This window comes from Nocardiopsis sp. NPDC006938, from assembly GCF_042869555.1.
Lineage (GTDB): Bacteria > Actinomycetota > Actinomycetes > Streptosporangiales > Streptosporangiaceae > Nocardiopsis.
Window position 1 is genome coordinate 20,423 of record NZ_JBIAGA010000007.1, and the last position, 18,123, is coordinate 38,545.

Annotated in this window: 17 protein-coding genes; 10 read left to right on the forward strand and 7 right to left on the reverse strand. The window is 73.4% G+C overall.

Annotation, left to right across the window (positions count from 1 at the left end):
- Window positions 1-119 precede the first annotated feature (119 nt).
- Together ACFYL4_RS12905 and ACFYL4_RS12910 are read right to left on the reverse strand one after the other, a co-directional pair.
- Window positions 120-917 carry an ABC transporter permease gene (locus ACFYL4_RS12905; RefSeq protein ID WP_387518438.1) on the reverse strand — a complete coding sequence of 266 codons (798 nt, stop codon included), beginning with the start codon at window positions 915-917 and terminating at the stop codon, window positions 120-122.
- A complete protein-coding gene (locus ACFYL4_RS12910; RefSeq protein ID WP_387518439.1) occupies window positions 914-1,924 on the reverse strand; it encodes an ATP-binding cassette domain-containing protein in 1,011 nt (336 codons plus the stop codon). The genes ACFYL4_RS12905 and ACFYL4_RS12910 overlap by 4 nt, the downstream gene beginning before the upstream one ends.
- Window positions 1,925-2,037: 113 nt before the next feature.
- Between ACFYL4_RS12910 and ACFYL4_RS12915 the strand changes: the two genes are divergently transcribed.
- Both ACFYL4_RS12915 and ACFYL4_RS12920 read left to right on the forward strand, forming a co-directional pair.
- Window positions 2,038-3,138, forward strand: a complete 1,101-nt coding sequence (locus ACFYL4_RS12915) for a TetR/AcrR family transcriptional regulator (RefSeq protein WP_387518440.1) — start codon at window positions 2,038-2,040, stop codon at window positions 3,136-3,138.
- Window positions 3,139-3,492: 354 nt separating this feature from the next.
- Window positions 3,493-4,707, forward strand: coding sequence for a PP2C family protein-serine/threonine phosphatase (locus tag ACFYL4_RS12920; RefSeq protein WP_387518441.1), 1,215 nt, complete (start codon window positions 3,493-3,495; stop codon window positions 4,705-4,707).
- 18 nt (window positions 4,708-4,725) lie between these two features.
- Here the strand turns inward: ACFYL4_RS12920 and ACFYL4_RS12925 are convergent, their stop codons facing one another.
- Together ACFYL4_RS12925 and ACFYL4_RS12930 are read right to left on the reverse strand one after the other, a co-directional pair.
- Window positions 4,726-5,535: a cyclase family protein gene (locus ACFYL4_RS12925; protein ID WP_387518442.1), complete on the reverse strand. Its 810-nt coding sequence runs from the start codon at window positions 5,533-5,535 to the stop codon at window positions 4,726-4,728.
- Window positions 5,536-5,653: 118 nt separating this feature from the next.
- Entirely contained in the window at window positions 5,654-6,949 is a 1,296-nt protein-coding gene (locus ACFYL4_RS12930; protein WP_387518443.1) for an MFS transporter, read from the reverse strand.
- 181 nt (window positions 6,950-7,130) lie between these two features.
- Here ACFYL4_RS12930 and ACFYL4_RS12935 point away from each other — a divergent pair, with 181 nt between their 5' ends.
- From ACFYL4_RS12935 to ACFYL4_RS12960, 6 genes are all read left to right on the forward strand, one after another.
- Window positions 7,131-8,804 carry an alpha-glucosidase gene (locus ACFYL4_RS12935; protein ID WP_387518444.1) on the forward strand — a complete coding sequence of 558 codons (1,674 nt, stop codon included), beginning with the start codon at window positions 7,131-7,133 and terminating at the stop codon, window positions 8,802-8,804.
- An 82-nt stretch (window positions 8,805-8,886) separates the two neighbouring features.
- Window positions 8,887-10,038 (forward strand): FAD-dependent oxidoreductase, encoded by a 1,152-nt coding sequence (locus tag ACFYL4_RS12940; protein WP_387518446.1) that lies wholly within the window; start codon window positions 8,887-8,889, stop codon window positions 10,036-10,038.
- Between the two features lie 302 nt (window positions 10,039-10,340).
- Window positions 10,341-11,366 carry an iron-siderophore ABC transporter substrate-binding protein gene (locus tag ACFYL4_RS12945; protein ID WP_387518447.1) on the forward strand — a complete coding sequence of 342 codons (1,026 nt, stop codon included), beginning with the start codon at window positions 10,341-10,343 and terminating at the stop codon, window positions 11,364-11,366.
- A gap of 14 nt (window positions 11,367-11,380) precedes the next feature.
- Window positions 11,381-12,403, forward strand: coding sequence for a FecCD family ABC transporter permease (locus ACFYL4_RS12950; protein ID WP_387518448.1), 1,023 nt, complete (start codon window positions 11,381-11,383; stop codon window positions 12,401-12,403).
- Window positions 12,400-13,494 (forward strand): FecCD family ABC transporter permease, encoded by a 1,095-nt coding sequence (locus tag ACFYL4_RS12955; protein ID WP_387518449.1) that lies wholly within the window; start codon window positions 12,400-12,402, stop codon window positions 13,492-13,494. Before ACFYL4_RS12950 ends, ACFYL4_RS12955 begins: the two co-directional genes overlap by 4 nt.
- Entirely contained in the window at window positions 13,473-14,297 is an 825-nt protein-coding gene (locus ACFYL4_RS12960) for an ABC transporter ATP-binding protein (RefSeq protein ID WP_387518450.1), read from the forward strand. The genes ACFYL4_RS12955 and ACFYL4_RS12960 overlap by 22 nt, the downstream gene beginning before the upstream one ends.
- Window positions 14,298-14,299: 2 nt before the next feature.
- On the opposite strand, the gene ACFYL4_RS12965 is transcribed toward ACFYL4_RS12960, so the two are convergent.
- Together ACFYL4_RS12965 and ACFYL4_RS12970 are read right to left on the reverse strand one after the other, a co-directional pair.
- Window positions 14,300-14,884: a GbsR/MarR family transcriptional regulator gene (locus ACFYL4_RS12965; protein WP_387518451.1), complete on the reverse strand. Its 585-nt coding sequence runs from the start codon at window positions 14,882-14,884 to the stop codon at window positions 14,300-14,302.
- Between the two features lie 9 nt (window positions 14,885-14,893).
- Window positions 14,894-15,538 (reverse strand): TetR/AcrR family transcriptional regulator, encoded by a 645-nt coding sequence (locus tag ACFYL4_RS12970; protein WP_387518452.1) that lies wholly within the window; start codon window positions 15,536-15,538, stop codon window positions 14,894-14,896.
- A gap of 75 nt (window positions 15,539-15,613) precedes the next feature.
- On the opposite strand from ACFYL4_RS12970, the gene ACFYL4_RS12975 reads away from it, so the two are divergent.
- Together ACFYL4_RS12975 and ACFYL4_RS12980 are read left to right on the forward strand one after the other, a co-directional pair.
- The gene (locus ACFYL4_RS12975; protein ID WP_387518453.1) at window positions 15,614-16,030 is read left to right on the forward strand and encodes a VOC family protein; all 417 of its coding nucleotides are present in this window, start codon (window positions 15,614-15,616) and stop codon (window positions 16,028-16,030) included.
- 138 nt (window positions 16,031-16,168) lie between these two features.
- Window positions 16,169-16,783, forward strand: a complete 615-nt coding sequence (locus tag ACFYL4_RS12980; protein ID WP_387518454.1) for a TetR/AcrR family transcriptional regulator — start codon at window positions 16,169-16,171, stop codon at window positions 16,781-16,783.
- A gap of 124 nt (window positions 16,784-16,907) precedes the next feature.
- On the opposite strand, the gene ACFYL4_RS12985 is transcribed toward ACFYL4_RS12980, so the two are convergent.
- Window positions 16,908-18,119, reverse strand: coding sequence for an acyl-CoA dehydrogenase family protein (locus ACFYL4_RS12985; RefSeq protein WP_387518455.1), 1,212 nt, complete (start codon window positions 18,117-18,119; stop codon window positions 16,908-16,910).
- Window positions 18,120-18,123 lie beyond the last annotated feature (4 nt).

Here is an 18,123-nt window from a genome sequence, read left to right on the forward strand (position 1 = left end):
CGTCGCCACTCGGGGGCGCCGAACTCCCTGGCCAGCCGGGTGGGGCCGGTCCGGTCATCGGCGGCCGTGGGGCGTCCGTCGCCCCCGGCGGCGTTCCCTGAGGCCCGGGGGTGGAGGTGTCAGCGCTCGCGACCGAAGGCCCACACCGACAGCGGCGCGAACACCGCGACCAGGGCGGCCGACCACACCAGCGCCAAGGCCACCGAGTCACCGGCGGGGGCGCCGGTGAGCAGGGCACGCGCGGCGTCCATGGCGTGGGTGACCGGGTTGGCTCCCGCCCAGGCCCGCAACCACCCGGGCAGCGTCTCCACCGGCGCGGCCATGCTGGTACCCAGCAGCAGGGGGATGATCGCGACGAAGGTGAGCGCCATGACCGCGCCCTCCTCGCGCAGCAGTACCCCCACGAACACCATCACCCAGCTCAACGCGAACCCGAAACCGACGGCGAGCGCGCACGCCGCCAACGCCTGCCCGGGACCGGTCTCCACCCGGAACCCCATCAGGTGTCCGATCGCGAGCAGGACGAGAACGGTGATCGCGTAGCGCACCAGGTCGGCGAGGACCGAGCCGAGCAGCGGGGCGAAACGGCTGATGGGCAGGCTCCGGAAGCGGTCGTAGACCCCCTTCTTCGCGTCGATGTTGATGGTCAGCCCGGAGGAGAGCATCCCGGCCACGCCCGCGCCCATGACCAGGACCCCGGGGAAGAGGTACTGGAGGTAGGCGCCGGTCGAGCCGGAGACGGACCCGCCGAACAGGTACACGAACAGGACGAGGAACATGCTGGGGGTCACCACGCCGTTCACCAGCGAACCGGGGTCGCGCAGTGACTTGGCCAGGCTCCGGCGGGCCAGGACCAGGCCGTGGCGCAGGAGCGGTGCGGGGCGCGGGGTGGGGCGGTCGGTCTCGGTGCTGTTCACGCGGTGTGCTCCTTCGCGGCGTCGGTGTCGTCATCGGTGCCGGTGCCGATGTCGTCGTCGTTGTCGGTCCCGGTGCTCGGGGCCGTTCCGGTGAGGGCGTGGAACACCTCGTCGAGGCTGGGCAGGTGGAGCGAGAACTCGGTCACCGCGATGCCTTCCTCCCGCAGCGCGTCGGCCACCTCCCAGGCGTCGGCGTCACCGCCGACCGGGACCGACAGGACGTGCCGGGTGTTCTCGGGGGGTCGGCCCGCGACCCGTTCCATGATCCGGGCGGCCCGCCCGGTTCGGTCGGGGTCGGCGGTGCGCAGTGACACCGCCTGTCCGCCGACCACGCGTTTGAGTTCGGCCGGTGTCCCCTCGGCGATCACGCGGCCCCGGTCGATCACCGCGATCCGGTCCGCGAGGGCGTCGGCCTCCTCCAGGTACTGGGTGGTCAGCAGGACGGTGGTGCCCTCGTCGGTGAGTGTGCGGACCATGCCCCACAGGTCCTCGCGCCGCCCGGGGTCGAGCCCCACGGAGGGTTCGTCGAGGAACACCACGCTGGGGCGCCCCACCAGGCTGGCTGCCAGGTCGAGTCGGCGCCGCATTCCCCCTGAGTAGGTGGAGGCGGGGCGGGCGGCGTCCTCGGAGAGCCCGAAGCGGGCCAGGAGCTGGTCGGCGCGGGCCCGGGCCTCACTGCGGCGCAGGTCCAGGAGCTGGCCGAGGAGTACCAGGTTGGCGCGGCCGGAGAGCTCGTCGTCGACCATCGAGGACTGCCCGGTCAACCCGATCAGGCGACGCGCGTCGGCGGCCCGGCGCACCACGTCGAACCCGCCGACCGTGGCGGTGCCCTCGTCGGGGCGGGCGAGTGTGGACAGGACGCGGATGGCCGTGGTCTTGCCGGCTCCGTTGGGGCCGAGGACCCCGAGCACCGATCCGGGGCGGGCCGCGAGGTCGACCCCGGCCAGCGCCGTCGTGCGTCCGAACCGTTTGACCAGGCCCCGGGCCTGGAACGCGTACTCATGCATGGCTCGCTTCGCCCTTCCGGAAGATTCAGATGATGTTGTCATTTGGATGTTGAGAGTATCTGAGTGCTCGTGGCATCTCAACGTAGGATGGGGGGACCGAGACGAGGAGGAAGATGGTCCGGCTCAACAGGGCGCAGCAGCAGGAACGCAACCGGGCGCGCGTGCTCGCCGCCGCCCGGGAGGAGTTCGCCGAACGCGGCTACCGCGACGCCAAGATCGACCGCATCGCCCACCGGGCCGACCTCACCCGGGGGGCCGTCTACTCCAACTTCCCGGGCAAGCGCGCCCTGTACTTCGCGGTGCTCGCCGAGGCGGCCGCCCGCGCCGAACCGGGCCACGCCCCCGCGTTCGGCGCTGACCCCGCCCAGGCCCTGGGCGCCTTCGCCCGTGCCTGGGTGGCCCGCCTGCCCCTGACCGGCGACGAGGAGCGCGTTGGTGCCGAGCTCATGGGAGAGGTGGCCGCAGACCCACGGGTGGGTGCGGTGTTCTCCCAGCTCACAGCCCTCCAGGCGATCCTGCTCGGCCTGGCTCTGGAGAACCTGGAGGCCGGGTCGGAGTCCGGTCGGCGCCGCGTCCGGACGGCCCGGAGCGTCCTGACCACCCTGCACGGAGCCGCGCAGCTGGCCGTCGCGGCGCCGGGGTTCGCCGACCCGTTCACGGTGATCCGCTCCTGCGAACGCCTGGCCGGACTCGACCTGGAGGACGCCTGGCCCCTCCCGTACGTCGACCACCTCCCCGACGCCCGCGCCGTGGACGAACCGTGGTCCGCTCCCACGGGCGTCGACGTCCTGCGCGGCCAGGCGACCACGGTCGACGACGGCGTCGTGGCGGTGGTGGGGCTGCGCCGACTGGAGGCCGTGGAGGAGGCCCTGCGCGCCGCTCCCGAGGGGGCCCCGGTGACGGTCGTGCCCGTCACCACCGAACCCGCCGAACTCCTGCCGCTGGTCCGGCTGGCGCTGGCCGAGCTGCGGACCTGCCTGGTTCCGGCGTTTCCCGCGCGGTGCTGGGCGCGGCCGGTGTTCGTGCTCGACCCCGGGCTGGCCCTCGCGGCCGGTGCGGCCGATCCCCATGACGACCTCGAACTGGCCCTCCGTGTGCACGGGGGGCGGGTCGTCGCCCGGGCCGAGGGGCGGGGCGCCGCGCACGCGGTGGGAGCGTTCGTGCCCGCCGGAAGCGGAGGGCGCGGATCGGCGGGGGGTCGGGCGGCGCGGTAGGTGGCGGCCGGGCCCCTCTCCGCCGGGGCCCGGCCGCGATGGGGTCGCGGTCCAGGCGTGCGGGGCTCCGGGAGCGGGTGCTCGGGCGTCGGCGGCGCGTGCCATGGGGTCCTCCCGCGTCGGCGGTGTCGAGGTTCGGGTGCTCGGGTCGGCGGGATCGGCCGACCATGAAGTCAACCTAAGTTGACTTTCGCCGAAAAGTCAACCTCGGTTGACTCGTGATGGTTCGAAGTGCCGACGACACCGCTGTGGCCTGCTGCGGGACACGCCACACACAGACTGGGACAGGCGCGCCCCCGGTGCGACACTGGGAGGCGCCGGAGACCCCCGCCCGGCCACGAGCGGGGGGTGGGCATGGCAGAGGGGCGCGAACCGGCCGGACCGCTCGGCGAGGGCGAACTCCTGTTCCAGAGCCTCGTCAGGTCCGTGCACGACAGCGGACCCGTGGAGGTGTTGGAGGCCGCCGACCGCTACGGAGCCTCGATCGGCCTCGGCAAGATCACCGTCCACCTCGTGGACCTGCAACAACGGCTCCTGGTGCCGCTCACCGGAGGGCCGATCCTCGACGTGGAGACCACCGTCGCCGGGGAGGCCTACCGCACGGACACCCTGCGGCTCGTCGAGGGCGGCGCCGACGCCCTCAGCCTGTGGCTGCCCCTCAAGGACGGTGCCGACCGCATCGGGGTCGTGCACATCAGGACCCCCTGCATCGACGAACCCACGCTCCGCCGCTGCCAGACCCTGGCCGCGCTGCTGGCGTTGGTCATCACGTCCAAACGTGCCTACAGCGACACCTACGTCCGCCGTACCCGCGCCCGTGACGTACAGCTACGCACCGAGATGCTGCGCGCCTTCCTCCCGCCTCGAACCCTCGGGACCCGGCGCGGCGTCTCCACCGCCGTCCTCGAACCCGCCTACGAACTGGGCGGGGACGCCTTCGACCACTCCCTGACCCGCGACACCCTGCACGCGGTCATCCTGGACGCCATGGGCCACGACCTCGCCTCGGGGCTCACCGCGTCGGTCGCCATGGCGGGGGCCCGCAGCGCCCGCCGCAACGGCGCCGACCTGGCCGAACTCACCCAGAACGTCGAACGCGCGCTGGTCACCTGGCTCCCCGAACGCTTCTGCACGGCCATCTTCGCCACCCTGGACCTGTCCACCGGCGTGTTCTCGTGGGCCAACTGCGCCCACCCCGCTCCGCTGCTCATCCGTCGCCAGCGCCTGGTGGAGGGAGCCCTGGAACGCACGCCCGAGCTTCCGCTCGGCCTGGACGGGGTGGTGCCCGGCACCACCCCGCGCACCGTCCACCGGACCGCCCTCGAACCCGGTGACCAGGTCCTGCTCCACACCGACGGCGTCACGGAGGCGCACGACAGCGACGGGCGGATGTTCGGGCAGGAGCGCTTCGCCGACTTCGTCATCCGGGCCGCCTCCGCCGACGAACCCGCGCCCGAGACGCTGCGCCGGCTCATCCACGACATCCACGAACACCAGCGCGGCAGCTTCACCGACGACGCCACCATCATGCTGCTGGAGTGGACCCCCGACGCCACGGGGCGGGGTTGACCCCCGGCGTCGGGCGGCTCACCAGAGGGCGAGCACCCGGCTGGGGCCGCCCGAGGCGTCCAGGCCGGGCAGGACGCCCACCGTGATCAGGGCCCCGCTCGGAGGCAGCCGCTCCAGACCGGTCAGGGACTCCAGCCCCCACCGGTCGGCGCGCCCCACCACCTCGTGGGCGGCGAAGTCGGTGGACGCGCCCGGGTCCGTGCTGAGCGTGTCCACACCCGTTCCGGCGATGGCCCGCTCGGCGACCAGGAACTCGCAGGCCTCGGGGGAGAACCCGGGAAAGTGCCAGGAACCGTCCGCGGCCACGCCCCGGACCCGGTCGTCGCCCTCGGCCCAGCGGGCGCTCCACCCCGAACACATCAGGACCGCCGCCCCGGCCGGGATGCGCCCGTGGACGCGTTCGAAGGCGTGGACGTCGTCCACGGTCACCGTCGTGTCGGGGTCCTCGGCGGCCCGGGCCCGGATGTCGATCACCGCGGCCGGGGCGACCAGCTCGGACGGGTCGATGTCGGGTACCAGCCGTCCGCCCCCGATCACGTGTCCCGGCGCGTCCAGGTGGGTGCCGGTGTGCTCGGTCAGGCTCCACCTCTGGAGGTAGATCCCGAACTCCCCCTCGGCCGGTTGCGGTACGACGGTCTCCCGCACCGGTTTCTCGTCGTCCCAGGAGGCCATGCCGGGGGCGATCGTGTGGCTGAGGTCGGCCACCCGGCGAAAGCCCTTCGGCCAGGGGCGCGGCGTGGTGGGCGGGGTCGGCGGTCCGGCGGGCGCGGCGGGTCCGCCGTGCCCGGTTCGGGCCCTCACGGTCTCGCCGGTTCCGTGCAGGCACATGGCGTCCCCTTCGTCGTGGGTCCCTCGGGGCGGCGCCCGCGCGGGTGTGTGGGGATCACTCTCCCAGGCCTCGCGCGCGCGGGCCAGCCAAGGGCGGCGGTTCGGGAGCGCGTCGGCCTCAGGAGGGCGGCGGTACCCGGGAGGTCGCGGGCGTGGCGGCGGCCAGGTTCCGGACCGGCCGCAGCGCCAGCAGCGCCGTTCCCACCAGAACGGCCGCGGCCCCGCCCGCGAGGAGCACCGTCCGTGTCCCGAGCACCTCGGCGACGGGGCCCGCCAGGGCCTGACCCACCGGCAGCATCGCCACCGACCCCGCCACCTCGTAGGCGTGGATGCGGCCCAGGACCGGGCCCGGTACCCGCGTCTGCACGCTGGTCATCCACATCACCCCCCAGAACCCCACGCACGCGCCGCTCACCGCCGCGCCCAGGGCCAGCCACGGAACCGCCGCCCCCAGGCCCACCGCCACCGAGTACGCACCCGCCCCGAAGAGCCCGACCGCCCCCGCGCGCAGCGGGTAACGCGGCCGTACGCGCATGGCCAGCACCCCGCCCAACGCGGTGCCTCCGCCCAGGGCCGCGCTGACCAGGCCGTACACCTGCGGCCCGTGCCCGAGGATGATCTCCGACGAGGTCAGCGGAATCTTGGGCCCCCACAGGGTCACCATGACCACCATCCACAGCAGGATCACCGACCACATCCAGGTCCGCGAGCGGAACTCGTGCCACCCCTCCACCAGATCGGCCAGGTACCCCGGTCCCTCCCCGCGCCGCCGCGCGGGCTCGCGCACCCGGATCAGCCCGAGCAGCAGCGCCCCCACCGCGTAGGTTCCGGCGTGTACCGCGAACACCCCGGCCGCCGACACCGTGGCCACCAGCACCCCCGCCACCGCCGGACCGACCAGCATCGCCAGGGCCTCGGCGGTGCGGATCACCCCGTTGGCCCCCTGCACGTCCCGGACCACCCTCGGCACCACCGAGGCCACCCCCGGCTGGAACGCCCCCGCCGCGATCCCGTTGACCGCCCCGATCAGGCAGATCTGCCAGAGCACCACGTGGCCGGTCAGGAACAGCACGGCCGCCGTTCCCTGCGTGACCACGCGCACCAGGTCGGCGCCGACCATCATCCAGCGCGCCCCCCAACGGTCGGAGAACACTCCGCCGAAGACCACGAACCCCACGAAGAACACGGTGAAGGCGGCCATCGCCAGACCGACCCCGCTCGCGCCCATCCCGTGGGCGAGCAGGCCCGCGGCCAACGCCACCGGCAGCATGCCGTCACCGGTCTTGGCCACCGCCCGCGCCGCGAAGAAGAGGGTGAAGTCCCGTGTCCACACGCGCGGACCGGGTTCCCGCAGTGGTGCCGGTGTTCCGGGCGGCTCCCGGTCCAGCTCTTCCCCTGCCTGGCCGTGCTCCATGGGGCACCCTCCGTCACCCCCGCGCCGGTCGCGGGGGCCTGTGCACCCTACCGGTCCAGACCAGTTGCCTCCAGGGGCTGACGGCCTTGGGAAACACCGCCGACACCGCCGCGATTCTCCTCCCCAACGGGGCACCCGGAGCGGTTGAATGGTGGGCCGTCCACGAGAAGAGAAGGAACCCATGCCCGAACCCAGCGCCGACTGGTGGAAGTCCAGCGTCGTCTACCAGATCTATCCGAGCAGCTTCAAGGACAGCGACGGGGACGGCGTCGGCGACATCCCCGGGGTCATCGAGAAGCTGGACTACCTCCAGCTCCTCGGGGTCGACGTGGTGTGGCTGTCGCCCGTCTACCCCTCGCCCTGGGACGACAACGGATACGACGTCAGCGACTACACCGGTATCGACCCCCGGTTCGGCACCCTGGAGGACTGGGACCGGCTCCGGGACGGGCTCCACGAGCGGGGCATGCGCCTGGTGATGGACCTCGTGGTCAACCACACCAGCGACCGCCACCCCTGGTTCGCCGCCTCACGCGCGGGCGACGAGGACAAGCGCGACTTCTACTTCTGGCGTCCCGGTCGCGACGGCGGCCCGCCCAACAACTGGGGGTCGGTGTTCTCCGGCCCCGCCTGGACCTACGACGAGGGGCGCGGCGAGTACTACCTCCACCTGTTCAGCCCCTCCCAGCCGGACCTGAACTGGGAGAACCCGAAGGTGCGCGCGGCCGTGCACGAGGTGGCCCTGTGGTGGCTGGCGCGCGGCGCGGACGGGTTCAGGATGGACGTCATCAACTTCGTGTCGAAGAACCCGGCGCTGCCGGACGGGCCGGTGCGCGGTGAGTACGGTGACTTCACCCGGCACGCGGTGAACGGGCCGCGTCTGCACGAGTTCCTGCACGAGTTGCACGAGACCGCGTTCACCGGACGCGACGTGCTCACGGTCGGTGAGATGCCGGGGGTGGGCGTGGGCCAGGCACGCGTCCACACCAACCCGGTCAACCGCGAACTCGACATGGTGTTCCAGTTCGAGCACGTGGACCTGGACCACGGCCCGGGCGGCAAGTTCGACCCGCGCCCCCTGGACCTGGCCCGGCTCAGGGCCTCGCTCAACCGCTGGCAGGCGGGGCTCGACGACCGCGGTTGGAACAGCCTCTACTGGAACAACCACGACCAGCCGCGGGTGGTCTCGCGCTTCGGCGACGACGGGCGGTACCGGGTGGAGTCGGCGACCGCGATCGCCACCACGCTGCACATGATGCAGGGCACCCCCTACGTCTACCAGGGCGAGGAACTGGGCATGACCAACGCCCACATGGACGACATCGCCGACTACCGCGACCTGGAGACCCTCAACCACCACCGTGCCGTGGTGGGGTCCGGGCGGGTCGACGAGGCGACCGCCATGGCCGCGATCGCCCGGATGAGCCGGGACAACGCGCGCACCCCCATGCAGTGGACCGCGGGAGAGAACGCCGGGTTCACCACCGGGACGCCGTGGATCGGCGTCAACCCCAACCACACGCGCATCAACGCCGAGGCGGCCGTCGCCGACCCGGGGTCGGTCTTTCACCACTACCGCCGACTGATCGCGCTGCGCAAGGAGCACGCGGTGATCGCGCGCGGGCGGTTCGCGCCGTTGCTGGAGGAGGATTCCAGGATCTACGCCTACACCCGGGCCTACAACGGCCAGACGCTGCTCGTCCTGGCCAACTGGAGCGACCGGGAGGCGGCGGTGGACCTGCCCGAGGACGTGGTGGGGCCCGAACCGGAGCTGCTCATCGGCAACCTGCCCGATCCCGGGTCGGTCCTGGACCCTCTGCGCCCGTGGGAGGCCCGCGTCCACCTCGGCCGCTGACGCTCCGGAGCACCGGACCCGCGCCCGCACCCGGCCCGTGAGTACTGTGTGGGGCAGCCGATCGAGCGGGAGTGGGGCTGACATGAGGGTCGTCATCGTCGGAGCCGGTGTGGGCGGGCTCGCCCTGGCGCGGGGGCTCACCGGCCGGGGCCACGAGGTCGAGGTGCACGAACGCGCGCCCGAACCGCGCGCCGAAGGGGCCGGAGTCGGTCTGTACCCCAACGGCACCGCCGCCCTGCTGGACCTGGGGGTGGACACCACGGGTGTCGGACGGCGCCTGGACGGGGTGGAGCACCGCGACCCCTCCGGGCGGCTTCGCCACACGCTCGACGTGGACGCCGTGGGCGACCACTACGGGTCCGGGAGCCGGACCGTTCCCCGGCGCGCCCTCCTGGACCTGATCGCCGAGGGGCTGCCGGAGGGCACCGTGCGCCACGGCCGCGTGTGCACCCGGGTGCGCGTCAATCCCGACGGCACCGTGAGCGCGCTCTTCGGGGACGGCACCGGCTCCACGGGCGACGTGGTGGTCGGCGCGGACGGTGTGCGCTCGGCGGCCCGGCGCGACCTGTGGGAGGGAGACCGGTCCCGGCCCACCGGCTGGGCCAGCTGGCACGGGCTCACCCGGGTGCCCGTGGACCTGGCGGCGGGCACGGTCGCGGCCGTGGTCCAGGGGCGCCAGGGCCTGTGCGGGATGGCGCCCGCCGGGGACGGGCTCGTGCAGTGGTGGTTCGACGTGCGCTGGCGACCGGACATCCCCCGGCCCGCCTCACCGGTCGGTGTGCTGCGCCGCCTGTTCGGGGACTGGACCGACCCGGACGTGCGCGCCGTCCTGGAGCACGTGGAGGACGAGGACCTCACGCTGTTCGAGCACGCGCGCCACCGGGTGCCCCGGGTCTGGGGCGAGGGCGGGGCGACTCTGCTGGGCGACGCCGCGCACGCCTTGCCGCCCTCCAGCGCGCAGGGGGCCAACCAGGCCCTGGAGGACGCGTGGGCGCTGACCCTGGCGCTGTCGGGCGAGGGGGTCGGAGCCGACCCCGCCGCCGCGCTGCGCCGGTACGAGTCGGTGCGCCGGGGGCCGGTGCGGTTGGCGTCGCTGGCCTCGGGTGCGGAGGCCCTCACACGGTTGCCCGCACCCCGGTTCCTGGGGGCCGAGCGGATCGACTCGCTGGTCACCCGACAGTTCGTGGGCTATCTGGGCGGGGTGAGCAACGTCCTCACCGGTCGCCGTCCCTGAAAAGCTGCCCCAGGAACAACACCAGCGCCTCAGCGCACTCCAGTCGCCCGATTCACGGAATCGGGCGACTTTCTCGTGTCCTGAGGAGTTCCTTGTCCGCGAGGGCCGCGAGGGGAGCCGCCCGGGAGGTTCAGATTTTTTGAAACTCGCCGAAGTGAGGTTAGACTAACCTTGCTTGATGTCGGGGTTCTCCCGTTTTGTTGGTTCCTTCGTGCTGCCCTCCACCGAGGCCACCCCCCGCACGCGCAACCGGCCCGCCCACAGCGACGCGGCCGCTCCCCGTGACGAAGAAAGCAGTGAACATGCACTCCACCCTGCGCCGAAGCGGCGGCATCGCCCTCACCACGGCCCTCGCGCTCGGCCTGGCCGCCTGCGGCACCGACACCGGGGACACCCCCTCGGAGGCGAACGCGGACGGCCCCTTCCCCGTCTCCGTCGAGAGCGCCCTCGGCACCGCCGAGATCCCCGAGCGGCCCGAACGCGTCGTCACCCTCGGCCAGGGCTCCGCCGAGACCGCCATCGCCCTCGGCACCGTGCCGGTCGGTATCGAGAGCTACGAGTGGGGGAGCGACGACACCGGGTACCTGCCGTGGATTCACGAGGCCGTCACCGCATCCGGCGAGGAACTCCCCGAACAGTTCGCGGGCGCCGACGACATCGACTTCGAGGCGATCATCGAACTCGCCCCGGACGTCATCCTCGCCCCCTGGTCCGGGGTGACCCAGGAGCAGTACGACATCCTCACCGACATCGCCCCCACGGTCGCCTACCCCGACCTCGCCTGGAGCACCGACTGGGACGAGCAGATCGAGATCATCGGCCGGGCGCTGGGCCAGCCCGAGGAGGCCGAGGAGCTCGTCACCGAGATCGAGGGCCGGTTCGAGGCGGCCGCCGCCGAGAACCCCGACTTCGCCGACCTCACCTTCTCCTACGTCTACACCGACGGCCCCGGCACGCTCGGCGTCTTCCTCCCCGACGAACAGCGCGTGGCCATGGTGCGCGGCCTCGGGCTCCAGGTGGACCCGGTCGTGGAGACCTTCCCCGAGACCGAGGGCACCGACTCCGCCCTGGTGGGGCTGGAGAACGCCGACCGGTTCGGTGACAGCGACCTCGTCTTCACCTTCTACACCGACGCCGAGACGCGCGCCGAGATCGAGTCCCAGGACCTCTACGGCTCCATCCCCGCCATCGAGCGCGGCTCCGTGGTCACCAGCGACGACAACTCCTTCGTCACCGCCTCCTCCCTGATCAACCCGCTCACGGTGCCGTGGGTCATCGACCGGTACGTCCCCCTCATCGAGGAGGCCGCCGGGACACTGGACGACTGAGGCGGACCGGCGACGTGATCGTGAAGACAGCCGCGGCGCCGCACCGCACCGGGCCCGCCCGCGCCGCGCTCGCCCTGGGCGCGGCCGGGGCGGTCCTGGCGGGAGCGGTCCTGCTCAGCCTCGTGGCGGGCAGCAAGCCCACCTCGCCCGCGGAGGTGTGGCAGGTGTTCGCCGGTACGGCGGACCCGCACACCACCGCCGTGGTCGAGAGCCGCTACCCGCGCACCCTCCTCGGGATCGTCGCGGGAGCCGCGCTGGCCCTGTCCGGCACCCTCATGCAGGGGGTGACCCGCAACCCGCTGGCCGACCCCGGGCTGCTGGGGGTCAACGCCGGGGCGGCGGCCGCCGTGGTCACCGCCACCGCCCTGCTCGGACCGGCCTCCACCGCCGCCACCGTCTGGTGGGCGCTGCCCGGGGCGGTACTGGCCGGGCTGGCCGCCCACACGGTGGGCACCCGGGGCGGAGACGGAGGCATGGTCCGCCTGGTCCTGGCCGGTGCGGTGGTCTCGGCGGTGCTCACGGCCTACGTGCAGGCGGTGTCGCTGAGCATGCCGGACGTGTTCGACAGCTACCGCTACTGGGTGGTGGGATCGCTGGCCGGCCGCGGGTTCGACGTGGTGCTCGCGGTCCTGCCGGTGCTCGGCGCGGGGACCCTGCTGGCACTGCTGGTCACGGGGTCGCTCAACGCCCTGGCCCTGGGGGAGGAGGCGGCGGTGGCCACCGGCGCCAATGTGTTCCTGGCGCGCTCGGGCGGACTCTTGGGGGGCACCCTGCTGGCGGCGGGGGCGACGGCGGCGGCGGGACCGGTCGCCTTCGTCGGCCTGGCCGTCCCGCACGTGGTGCGCGGACTGGTCGGGGTGGACTTCCGGCTCCAGGTGCCCTTCGCCCTGCTGGTCGGTCCCTCCCTGCTGCTGGTGGCCGACGTCGTGGGCCGCACCCTGGTGCGCCCGATGGAGCTGATGGTGGGCGTGGTCACGGCCTTCGTGGGGGCGCCCGTGCTGTTGTACGTGGTCCGAAGGTCGAGGGCGGGGACATGAACCTCGGAGTCCGATCCGCGCCGGTGTCCTCCGCGACCCCCGGGACCCCGGTAGCGTCGCCTCCGTTCCCGGTCCTGCGGCTGGGCCGGTTCGTCGCCCTACCGCTGCACCGGCGCTCGCTGGTCGTGGGCCTGGCGCTGCTGGTACTCCTGTGCGCGGCGGCCGCCGCCACCCTCAGCCTGGGCCGCCTGGGCGTGCCCCTCACGCAGCTGCCCGCCGTCCTGTCCGGACGCGGGGAGGCCACCCACCTGTTCGCCCTCGAACGGCTGCGCGGCCCCCGGCTGGCCGTGGCGGCGGGGACGGGGATCGCCCTGGGACTGGCCGGCGCGCTGTTCCAGTCGGTCACGCGCAACCCGCTGGGCAGCCCCGACGTGATCGGCCTGGGAGCGGGCGCCGGGGCGGGCGCGGCCTTCGCCGCGCTCATGCTCCCCGGGATCGTGCCCGTGCCGATGGGCGCCCTGGCCGGTGCGGCGCTGGCCGTGGCGGTGGTGGCCTCCGTGACCGGGACCGGGCTGCGCGACCCCGGCCGGCTGATCGTCGCGGGCATCGGCGTGGCCGCCATGGCCCAGGCCTTCACGCACTTCGTGGTGTCGGTGATGGCCCGGGACAAGGCCGCCGTGCTGGCCGCCTACGTCAACGGGAGTCTGGGCGCCCGGTCCTGGGACCACGCCGCCACCGTGTGGCTCGCCCTCGCCCTGGCGGTGCCGCTGCTCGTGGTCCTGGCCGGGCCGGTCGCGCTCAACGAGATGGGTGACGAGCTCGCCGACGGGCTCGGGGCCCGTGCGTCCGGCACCCGGACGGCCGCGGTCGTGCTCTCGGTGGTGCTCTCGGCCGCGGCGGTGAGCGTGGCCGGGCCGATCGCGTTCGTGTCCCTCACCGCGCCGCAGATCGCCCGCAGGCTCAGCGCGGCCCCCGGCCCCAACCTGGCGCTCTCCGCGCTGGTCGGGGCGCTGCTGCTGGTGTCGGCCGACCTGGCCGTGCAGCACGCGCCGGTCGCCGAGGGGCTGCCCGTGGGGGTCCTGACCCTGGCGATCGGCGGCGTGTACCTGGGCTACCTGCTCATCCGTGAATGGCGAAGGGGAAGACTGTGAGCCGTGAGACCACTCCGGTCCTGTCCGCCGAGGGGCTCACCCTGGGCTACGGGGCCGATCCGGTCGTGCGCGACCTGGACCTGACCGTGTCCGAGGGCGAGTTCACGGTGATCGTGGGCCCCAACGGCTGCGGCAAGTCCACGCTGCTCAAGGCGCTGGGCCGGGTGAACCGGCCGGTGGCGGGCCGGGTGCTGCTGCACGGGCGCGACGTGCGCTCCCAGCGGCCCAAGGCGGTCGCCCGCCGGCTGGCGCTGCTGCCGCAGAGCCCGCTGGCACCCGAGGGCATCACGGTCCGCGCGCTGGTGGCGCGCGGCCGCTTCCCGCACCACACCCTGCTGCGCCAGTGGGTGCCGGAGGACGAGGCGGCGGTGGCCGCAGCCCTGGAACTCGCCGGGCTGGCCGGACTGGCCGACGCGCGGGTCGGCTCGCTCTCGGGTGGGCAGCGCCAGCGCGCCTGGGTGGCGATGGTGCTGGCCCAGGACAGCGGCACGCTGCTGCTGGACGAGCCCACCACCTACCTGGACATCGCGCACCAGTACGACCTGTTGGAGCTGTTCGCCGACCTGCACCGGCGCGGCCGCACCGTGGTGGCGGTGCTGCACGACCTCGCCCAGGCGGCCCGCTTCGCGACGCGCATGGTGATGATGGACGGGGGAGCGGTGGTCGCGGACGGCGCGCCCGAGGAGGTCGTCACGGCCGAGCGGGTGGCCCGGGTGTTCGGGCTGGCGTGCGACGTGGTGCCCGACCCCCGGACGGGGACTCCGCTGGTCGTCCCGCACGAGCGGGCGCGCACGGGGGCCTGAGTTCAGGCGTGCGCCGGACCGGGGCCGGGTTCCTCCGGCGGCTCGGTCGTGTGCCGCTCGGGGCGTTCGGCCTTGTACCGCTCCCACTGCTCCAGCAGAACGTCGTGGTAGCCGTCCAGCCAGGTCATGTAGTCGTACATGTTGTGCAGCCGGGTGCGGGAGGACGGACCCAGGTGGGGGAGGCGTTCGAGCGCGGAGGCGGCCAGGTCGCGCTGTTGGCGCAGGTAGCCGCGTTCGTTGCGCAGGAACCCGCCCCAGACGTCCTCGTCCATGCTGATCAGTCGTGAACGGCTGTCGGGGGAGTCGACCAGGGTCACGAACCCGAGCTCGCGCAGGCGGCGCACCGACTGTGAGACCGATCCGCGGCTCACTCCGGCGCCCTCGGCGACGGCCTCGGCGCTCACGGCGTCCCGGTCGGCCACCAGCAGGTAGCCCACGATGCGCCCCTCCGCTTTGGGTCGTCCCTGGGACTGCCAGTAGGCGGCGAAGCGCCCGACGAAGTCGTCGCGGAACTCCTCGGCGCCGACCTCGCCACCGTCCGCCTCCACGGTGTCCAACGCCCGTTCCTCCCGTGCACCCTGCGTCATGGGGCCACCCTAGCGCCCGGACGGGCGCCCCCTCTCCGGTTCCGCCGGACGGGCGCGAGAGGTGCGGCGCAGGGGTTCCAGCAGCCCCGCCAGGGCCGTCCAGACCTCCTCCAGGTCCCCGTCGCCACCGGTGTCCGCGAGCCACAGGGCCGCCTCGTTCATGGCTCCCGAGAGCAGGTGGGCCAGGGGGGCCACGGGCCGGGGGGAGATGACGCCCGCGTCGACGAGCGCCGTGAGCGACTCGGTGAGGTGGTGGGCGGAGGAGGCCTCGTCGAGGGCGCGCCACTCACGCCAGCCCAGGACGGCGGGGCCGTCCACGAGCATGATCCGGCGGACGTCGGGGGCGGTGCTGGCGGTGAGGAAGGCGCGGCACCCGGCGGTGAGCTGGTCCCAGGGGTGGGTGTGGGCGTCGGCGGCGGCGGCCACGGCGGCCCCCACCTCCTCCTGGGTCTGGGCCAGGACCGCGCGGAACAGGTCGGCCTTGCCGTCGAAGTGGTGGTAGAGCGCGCCCTTGGTGACCTGGGCGGCGTCGACGATCCCGGCCAGGCCCACCCCGGCGTACCCGTGCTCGGCGAACAGGCGCCGCCCCTCGCGAAGAAGGGTCCGTCTGGTCCTGGCTCGCTGCTCGGCCCGTGCGCCCGTGTCCCTGGTCATCGACCCCCCTGTTGACATACCGACGGTACGTGAATAGCGTAGCTCAACATACCGTTGGTATGCGAAAGGAACGCCATGCGCCTCACCAGCTTCTATCCCGTACTGTGCACACCCCGTCTCCAGGAGAGCCACCACTTCTACACGCGGTGGTTCGGCTTCGAGGACACCTTCGTCGCGGACTGGTACGTCAGCCTGCGCAGGCCCGGTCCTCCGGACCACGAGCTCGCCCTGGTGGCGGCGGGCCACCCGACCCTGCCCGAGGGGTACCGGACCGCCGCCGCGCAGGGGGTACTGCTCAACGTCGAGGTCGCCGACGTCGACGCCGAGTGGCGCCGCCTGGTCGTCGACGGCGGGCTGGAGCCCGTGCTCACGCTGCGCAGCGAGGCCTTCGGGCAGCGGCACTTCATCGTGGCCGACCCCGCGGGGGCCCTCGTCGACGTCATCACTCCGATCGACCCCTCCGAGGAGTACGCCGACCAGTTCCTCGACTGAGACGCCCCGGAGCCCACCGCCCCGCCGCCGGACCCGGACGCCCCGTGCGCGCGGGGTACCATCCGGTCGGTATGCTGGCCGGGGCGGTGGTCAGGAGCCCCGCCGTGGGGAGACCCGGGGCACGAAACGAGGCGGGACATGGCGCGAGAACAGCGGACGGCCGAGGTCGGAGCCGGGCGCGGGACCGTGCCCGAACGGCTCCTGGAGGCGGCCACCCGGCTCTTCGCGGAGAAGGGCTTCGAGAGCACCTCGGTCCAGGAGGTCGTGGCCGCCGCCGGTGTCACCAAGGGGGCGATGTACCACTACTTCGGCTCCAAGGACGACCTGCTGTACGAGGTCTACGCGCGTGTCCTGCGCATGCAGACCGACCACCTGGTGGAGATCTCCTCCCGGGAGGAACCCGTCGCCGAACGGGTCCACGCGGCCGCCGCCGACGTCATCGTCACCAGCGTCGCCAACATGGACGACACCAAGATCTTCTTCCGGTCCATGCACCAGCTCGCCCCGGAGAAGCAGCGTGACGTGCGGGCCGAGCGCCGCCGGTACCACGAACTCTTCCGGGCGATGGTCGAACAGGGCCAGGAGGAGGGGGTCTTCCGCACCGACGTCCCCGCCGACCTCGTCGTCGACTACTTCTTCGGCTCCGTGCACCACCTGGGCACCTGGTACCGGCACGACGGTGAGCTCACCGGCGACGACGTGGGCCGCCACTTCGCCGACCTGCTCGTCGCGGGCCTGCGCCCGCTGGCCTGAGCCACACGCGCCGCGTTCACGGGCCCGGAACCCGTTTCGCCCGCCCCCGCCGAGCGGCGCCGGGGCCGGAGCGCCCGGCCCCGGCCCCGGCGGCGACCGCGCCCGCCAGACCGTGTTGTACGGCCTAGGCGTACCTGCGCAGCTCGGCGCGGGCCAGCGAGCGCAGGTGCACCTCGTCCGGGCCGTCCGCCAACCGCAGTGAGCGCACCCCCGCCTGCCATCCGGCCAACGGGGTGTCCTGGCTGACTCCGGCGGCGCCGTGCGCCTGCACGCACCGGTCCAGAATCCACTCCACCGTGCGCGGCGTGGCGATCTTGATGGCCTGGATCTCGGTGTGCGCCCCCTTGTTACCCACCGTGTCCATCAGGTACGCGGTCTTGAGCACCAGCAGACGCAGCTGTTCGATCGCCACCCGGGCCTCGGCGATCCACTCGCGGACCACGCCCTGCTCGGCCAGCGGACGGCCGAACGCCACCCGGTCCAACACCCGTCGGCACGTCAGCTCCAGGGCGCGCTCGGCCATGCCGATGGAGCGCATGCAGTGGTGGATGCGGCCCGGTCCCAGCCGGGCCTGGGCGATGGCGAACCCGTCGCCCTCCCCGCCCACGAGGTGGTCCGCGGGTACGCGGACGTCGTCGAGGAACACCTCCGCGTGGCCGCCGTGGTCGCTGTCGTCGTAGCCGAACACCCGCATGCCGCGCTCGATCCGCAGCCCCGGGGTGCCACGGGGTACCAGAACCATGCTCTGCTGCCGGTGCCGCTCGGCCCCGGGGTCGGTCTTGCCCATCACGATGAGGACCTCACAGGCGGGGTCGAGCGCGCCGGTGATGAACCACTTGTGGCCGTTGACCACGTACTCGTCGCCCTCACGGACGATCCGGGTGGTGATGTTGGTGGCGTCGGAGGAGGCCACCTCCGGTTCGGTCATGGCGAAGGCGGAGCGGACGCGCCCGTCCAGCAGCGGCTCCAGCCACCGCCGCTTCTGTTCCGGGGTGCCGAACATCGCCAGCACCTCCATGTTGCCGGTGTCCGGGGCGGAGCAGTTGAGCGCCACCGGGGCCAGCTGGGGGCTGCGCCCGGTGATCTCGGCCAGCGGCGCGTACTGGAGGTTGGGCAGCCCGCCGTGCTCGGGGTGCCCGGCCAGGAAGAGGTTCCACAGCCCCCGGCGGCGGGCCTCGGCCCGCAGCTCCGCGACGACCGGCGGCGCCGACCAGGGGCTGGCGCGCTCGGCCAGCTGGGCGGCGAACACGGGTTCGGCGGGATAGACGTGCTCGTCCATGAAGTCCAGCAGCCGGGACCGCAGCTCCTCGGTCCGGGCGTCGTACGCGAAGTCCATCGCT

Coding starts and splice junctions, on each gene's coding strand:
- ACFYL4_RS12940 (WP_387518446.1), top strand. CDS start 8,887: ATGAGGGTCGTCATCGTCGGAGCCGGTGTGGGCGGGCTCGCCCTGGCG.
- ACFYL4_RS12915 (WP_387518440.1), top strand. CDS start 2,038: ATGGTCCGGCTCAACAGGGCGCAGCAGCAGGAACGCAACCGGGCGCGC.
- ACFYL4_RS12985 (WP_387518455.1), bottom strand. CDS start 18,119: ATGGACTTCGCGTACGACGCCCGGACCGAGGAGCTGCGGTCCCGGCTG.
- ACFYL4_RS12910 (WP_387518439.1), bottom strand. CDS start 1,924: ATGCATGAGTACGCGTTCCAGGCCCGGGGCCTGGTCAAACGGTTCGGA.
- ACFYL4_RS12970 (WP_387518452.1), bottom strand. CDS start 15,538: ATGACCAGGGACACGGGCGCACGGGCCGAGCAGCGAGCCAGGACCAGA.
- ACFYL4_RS12965 (WP_387518451.1), bottom strand. CDS start 14,884: ATGACGCAGGGTGCACGGGAGGAACGGGCGTTGGACACCGTGGAGGCG.
- ACFYL4_RS12960 (WP_387518450.1), top strand. CDS start 13,473: ATGGCGAAGGGGAAGACTGTGAGCCGTGAGACCACTCCGGTCCTGTCC.
- ACFYL4_RS12955 (WP_387518449.1), top strand. CDS start 12,400: ATGAACCTCGGAGTCCGATCCGCGCCGGTGTCCTCCGCGACCCCCGGG.
- ACFYL4_RS12920 (WP_387518441.1), top strand. CDS start 3,493: ATGGCAGAGGGGCGCGAACCGGCCGGACCGCTCGGCGAGGGCGAACTC.
- ACFYL4_RS12945 (WP_387518447.1), top strand. CDS start 10,341: ATGCACTCCACCCTGCGCCGAAGCGGCGGCATCGCCCTCACCACGGCC.
- ACFYL4_RS12975 (WP_387518453.1), top strand. CDS start 15,614: ATGCGCCTCACCAGCTTCTATCCCGTACTGTGCACACCCCGTCTCCAG.
- ACFYL4_RS12935 (WP_387518444.1), top strand. CDS start 7,131: ATGCCCGAACCCAGCGCCGACTGGTGGAAGTCCAGCGTCGTCTACCAG.
- ACFYL4_RS12930 (WP_387518443.1), bottom strand. CDS start 6,949: ATGGAGCACGGCCAGGCAGGGGAAGAGCTGGACCGGGAGCCGCCCGGA.
- ACFYL4_RS12980 (WP_387518454.1), top strand. CDS start 16,169: ATGGCGCGAGAACAGCGGACGGCCGAGGTCGGAGCCGGGCGCGGGACC.
- ACFYL4_RS12925 (WP_387518442.1), bottom strand. CDS start 5,535: ATGTGCCTGCACGGAACCGGCGAGACCGTGAGGGCCCGAACCGGGCAC.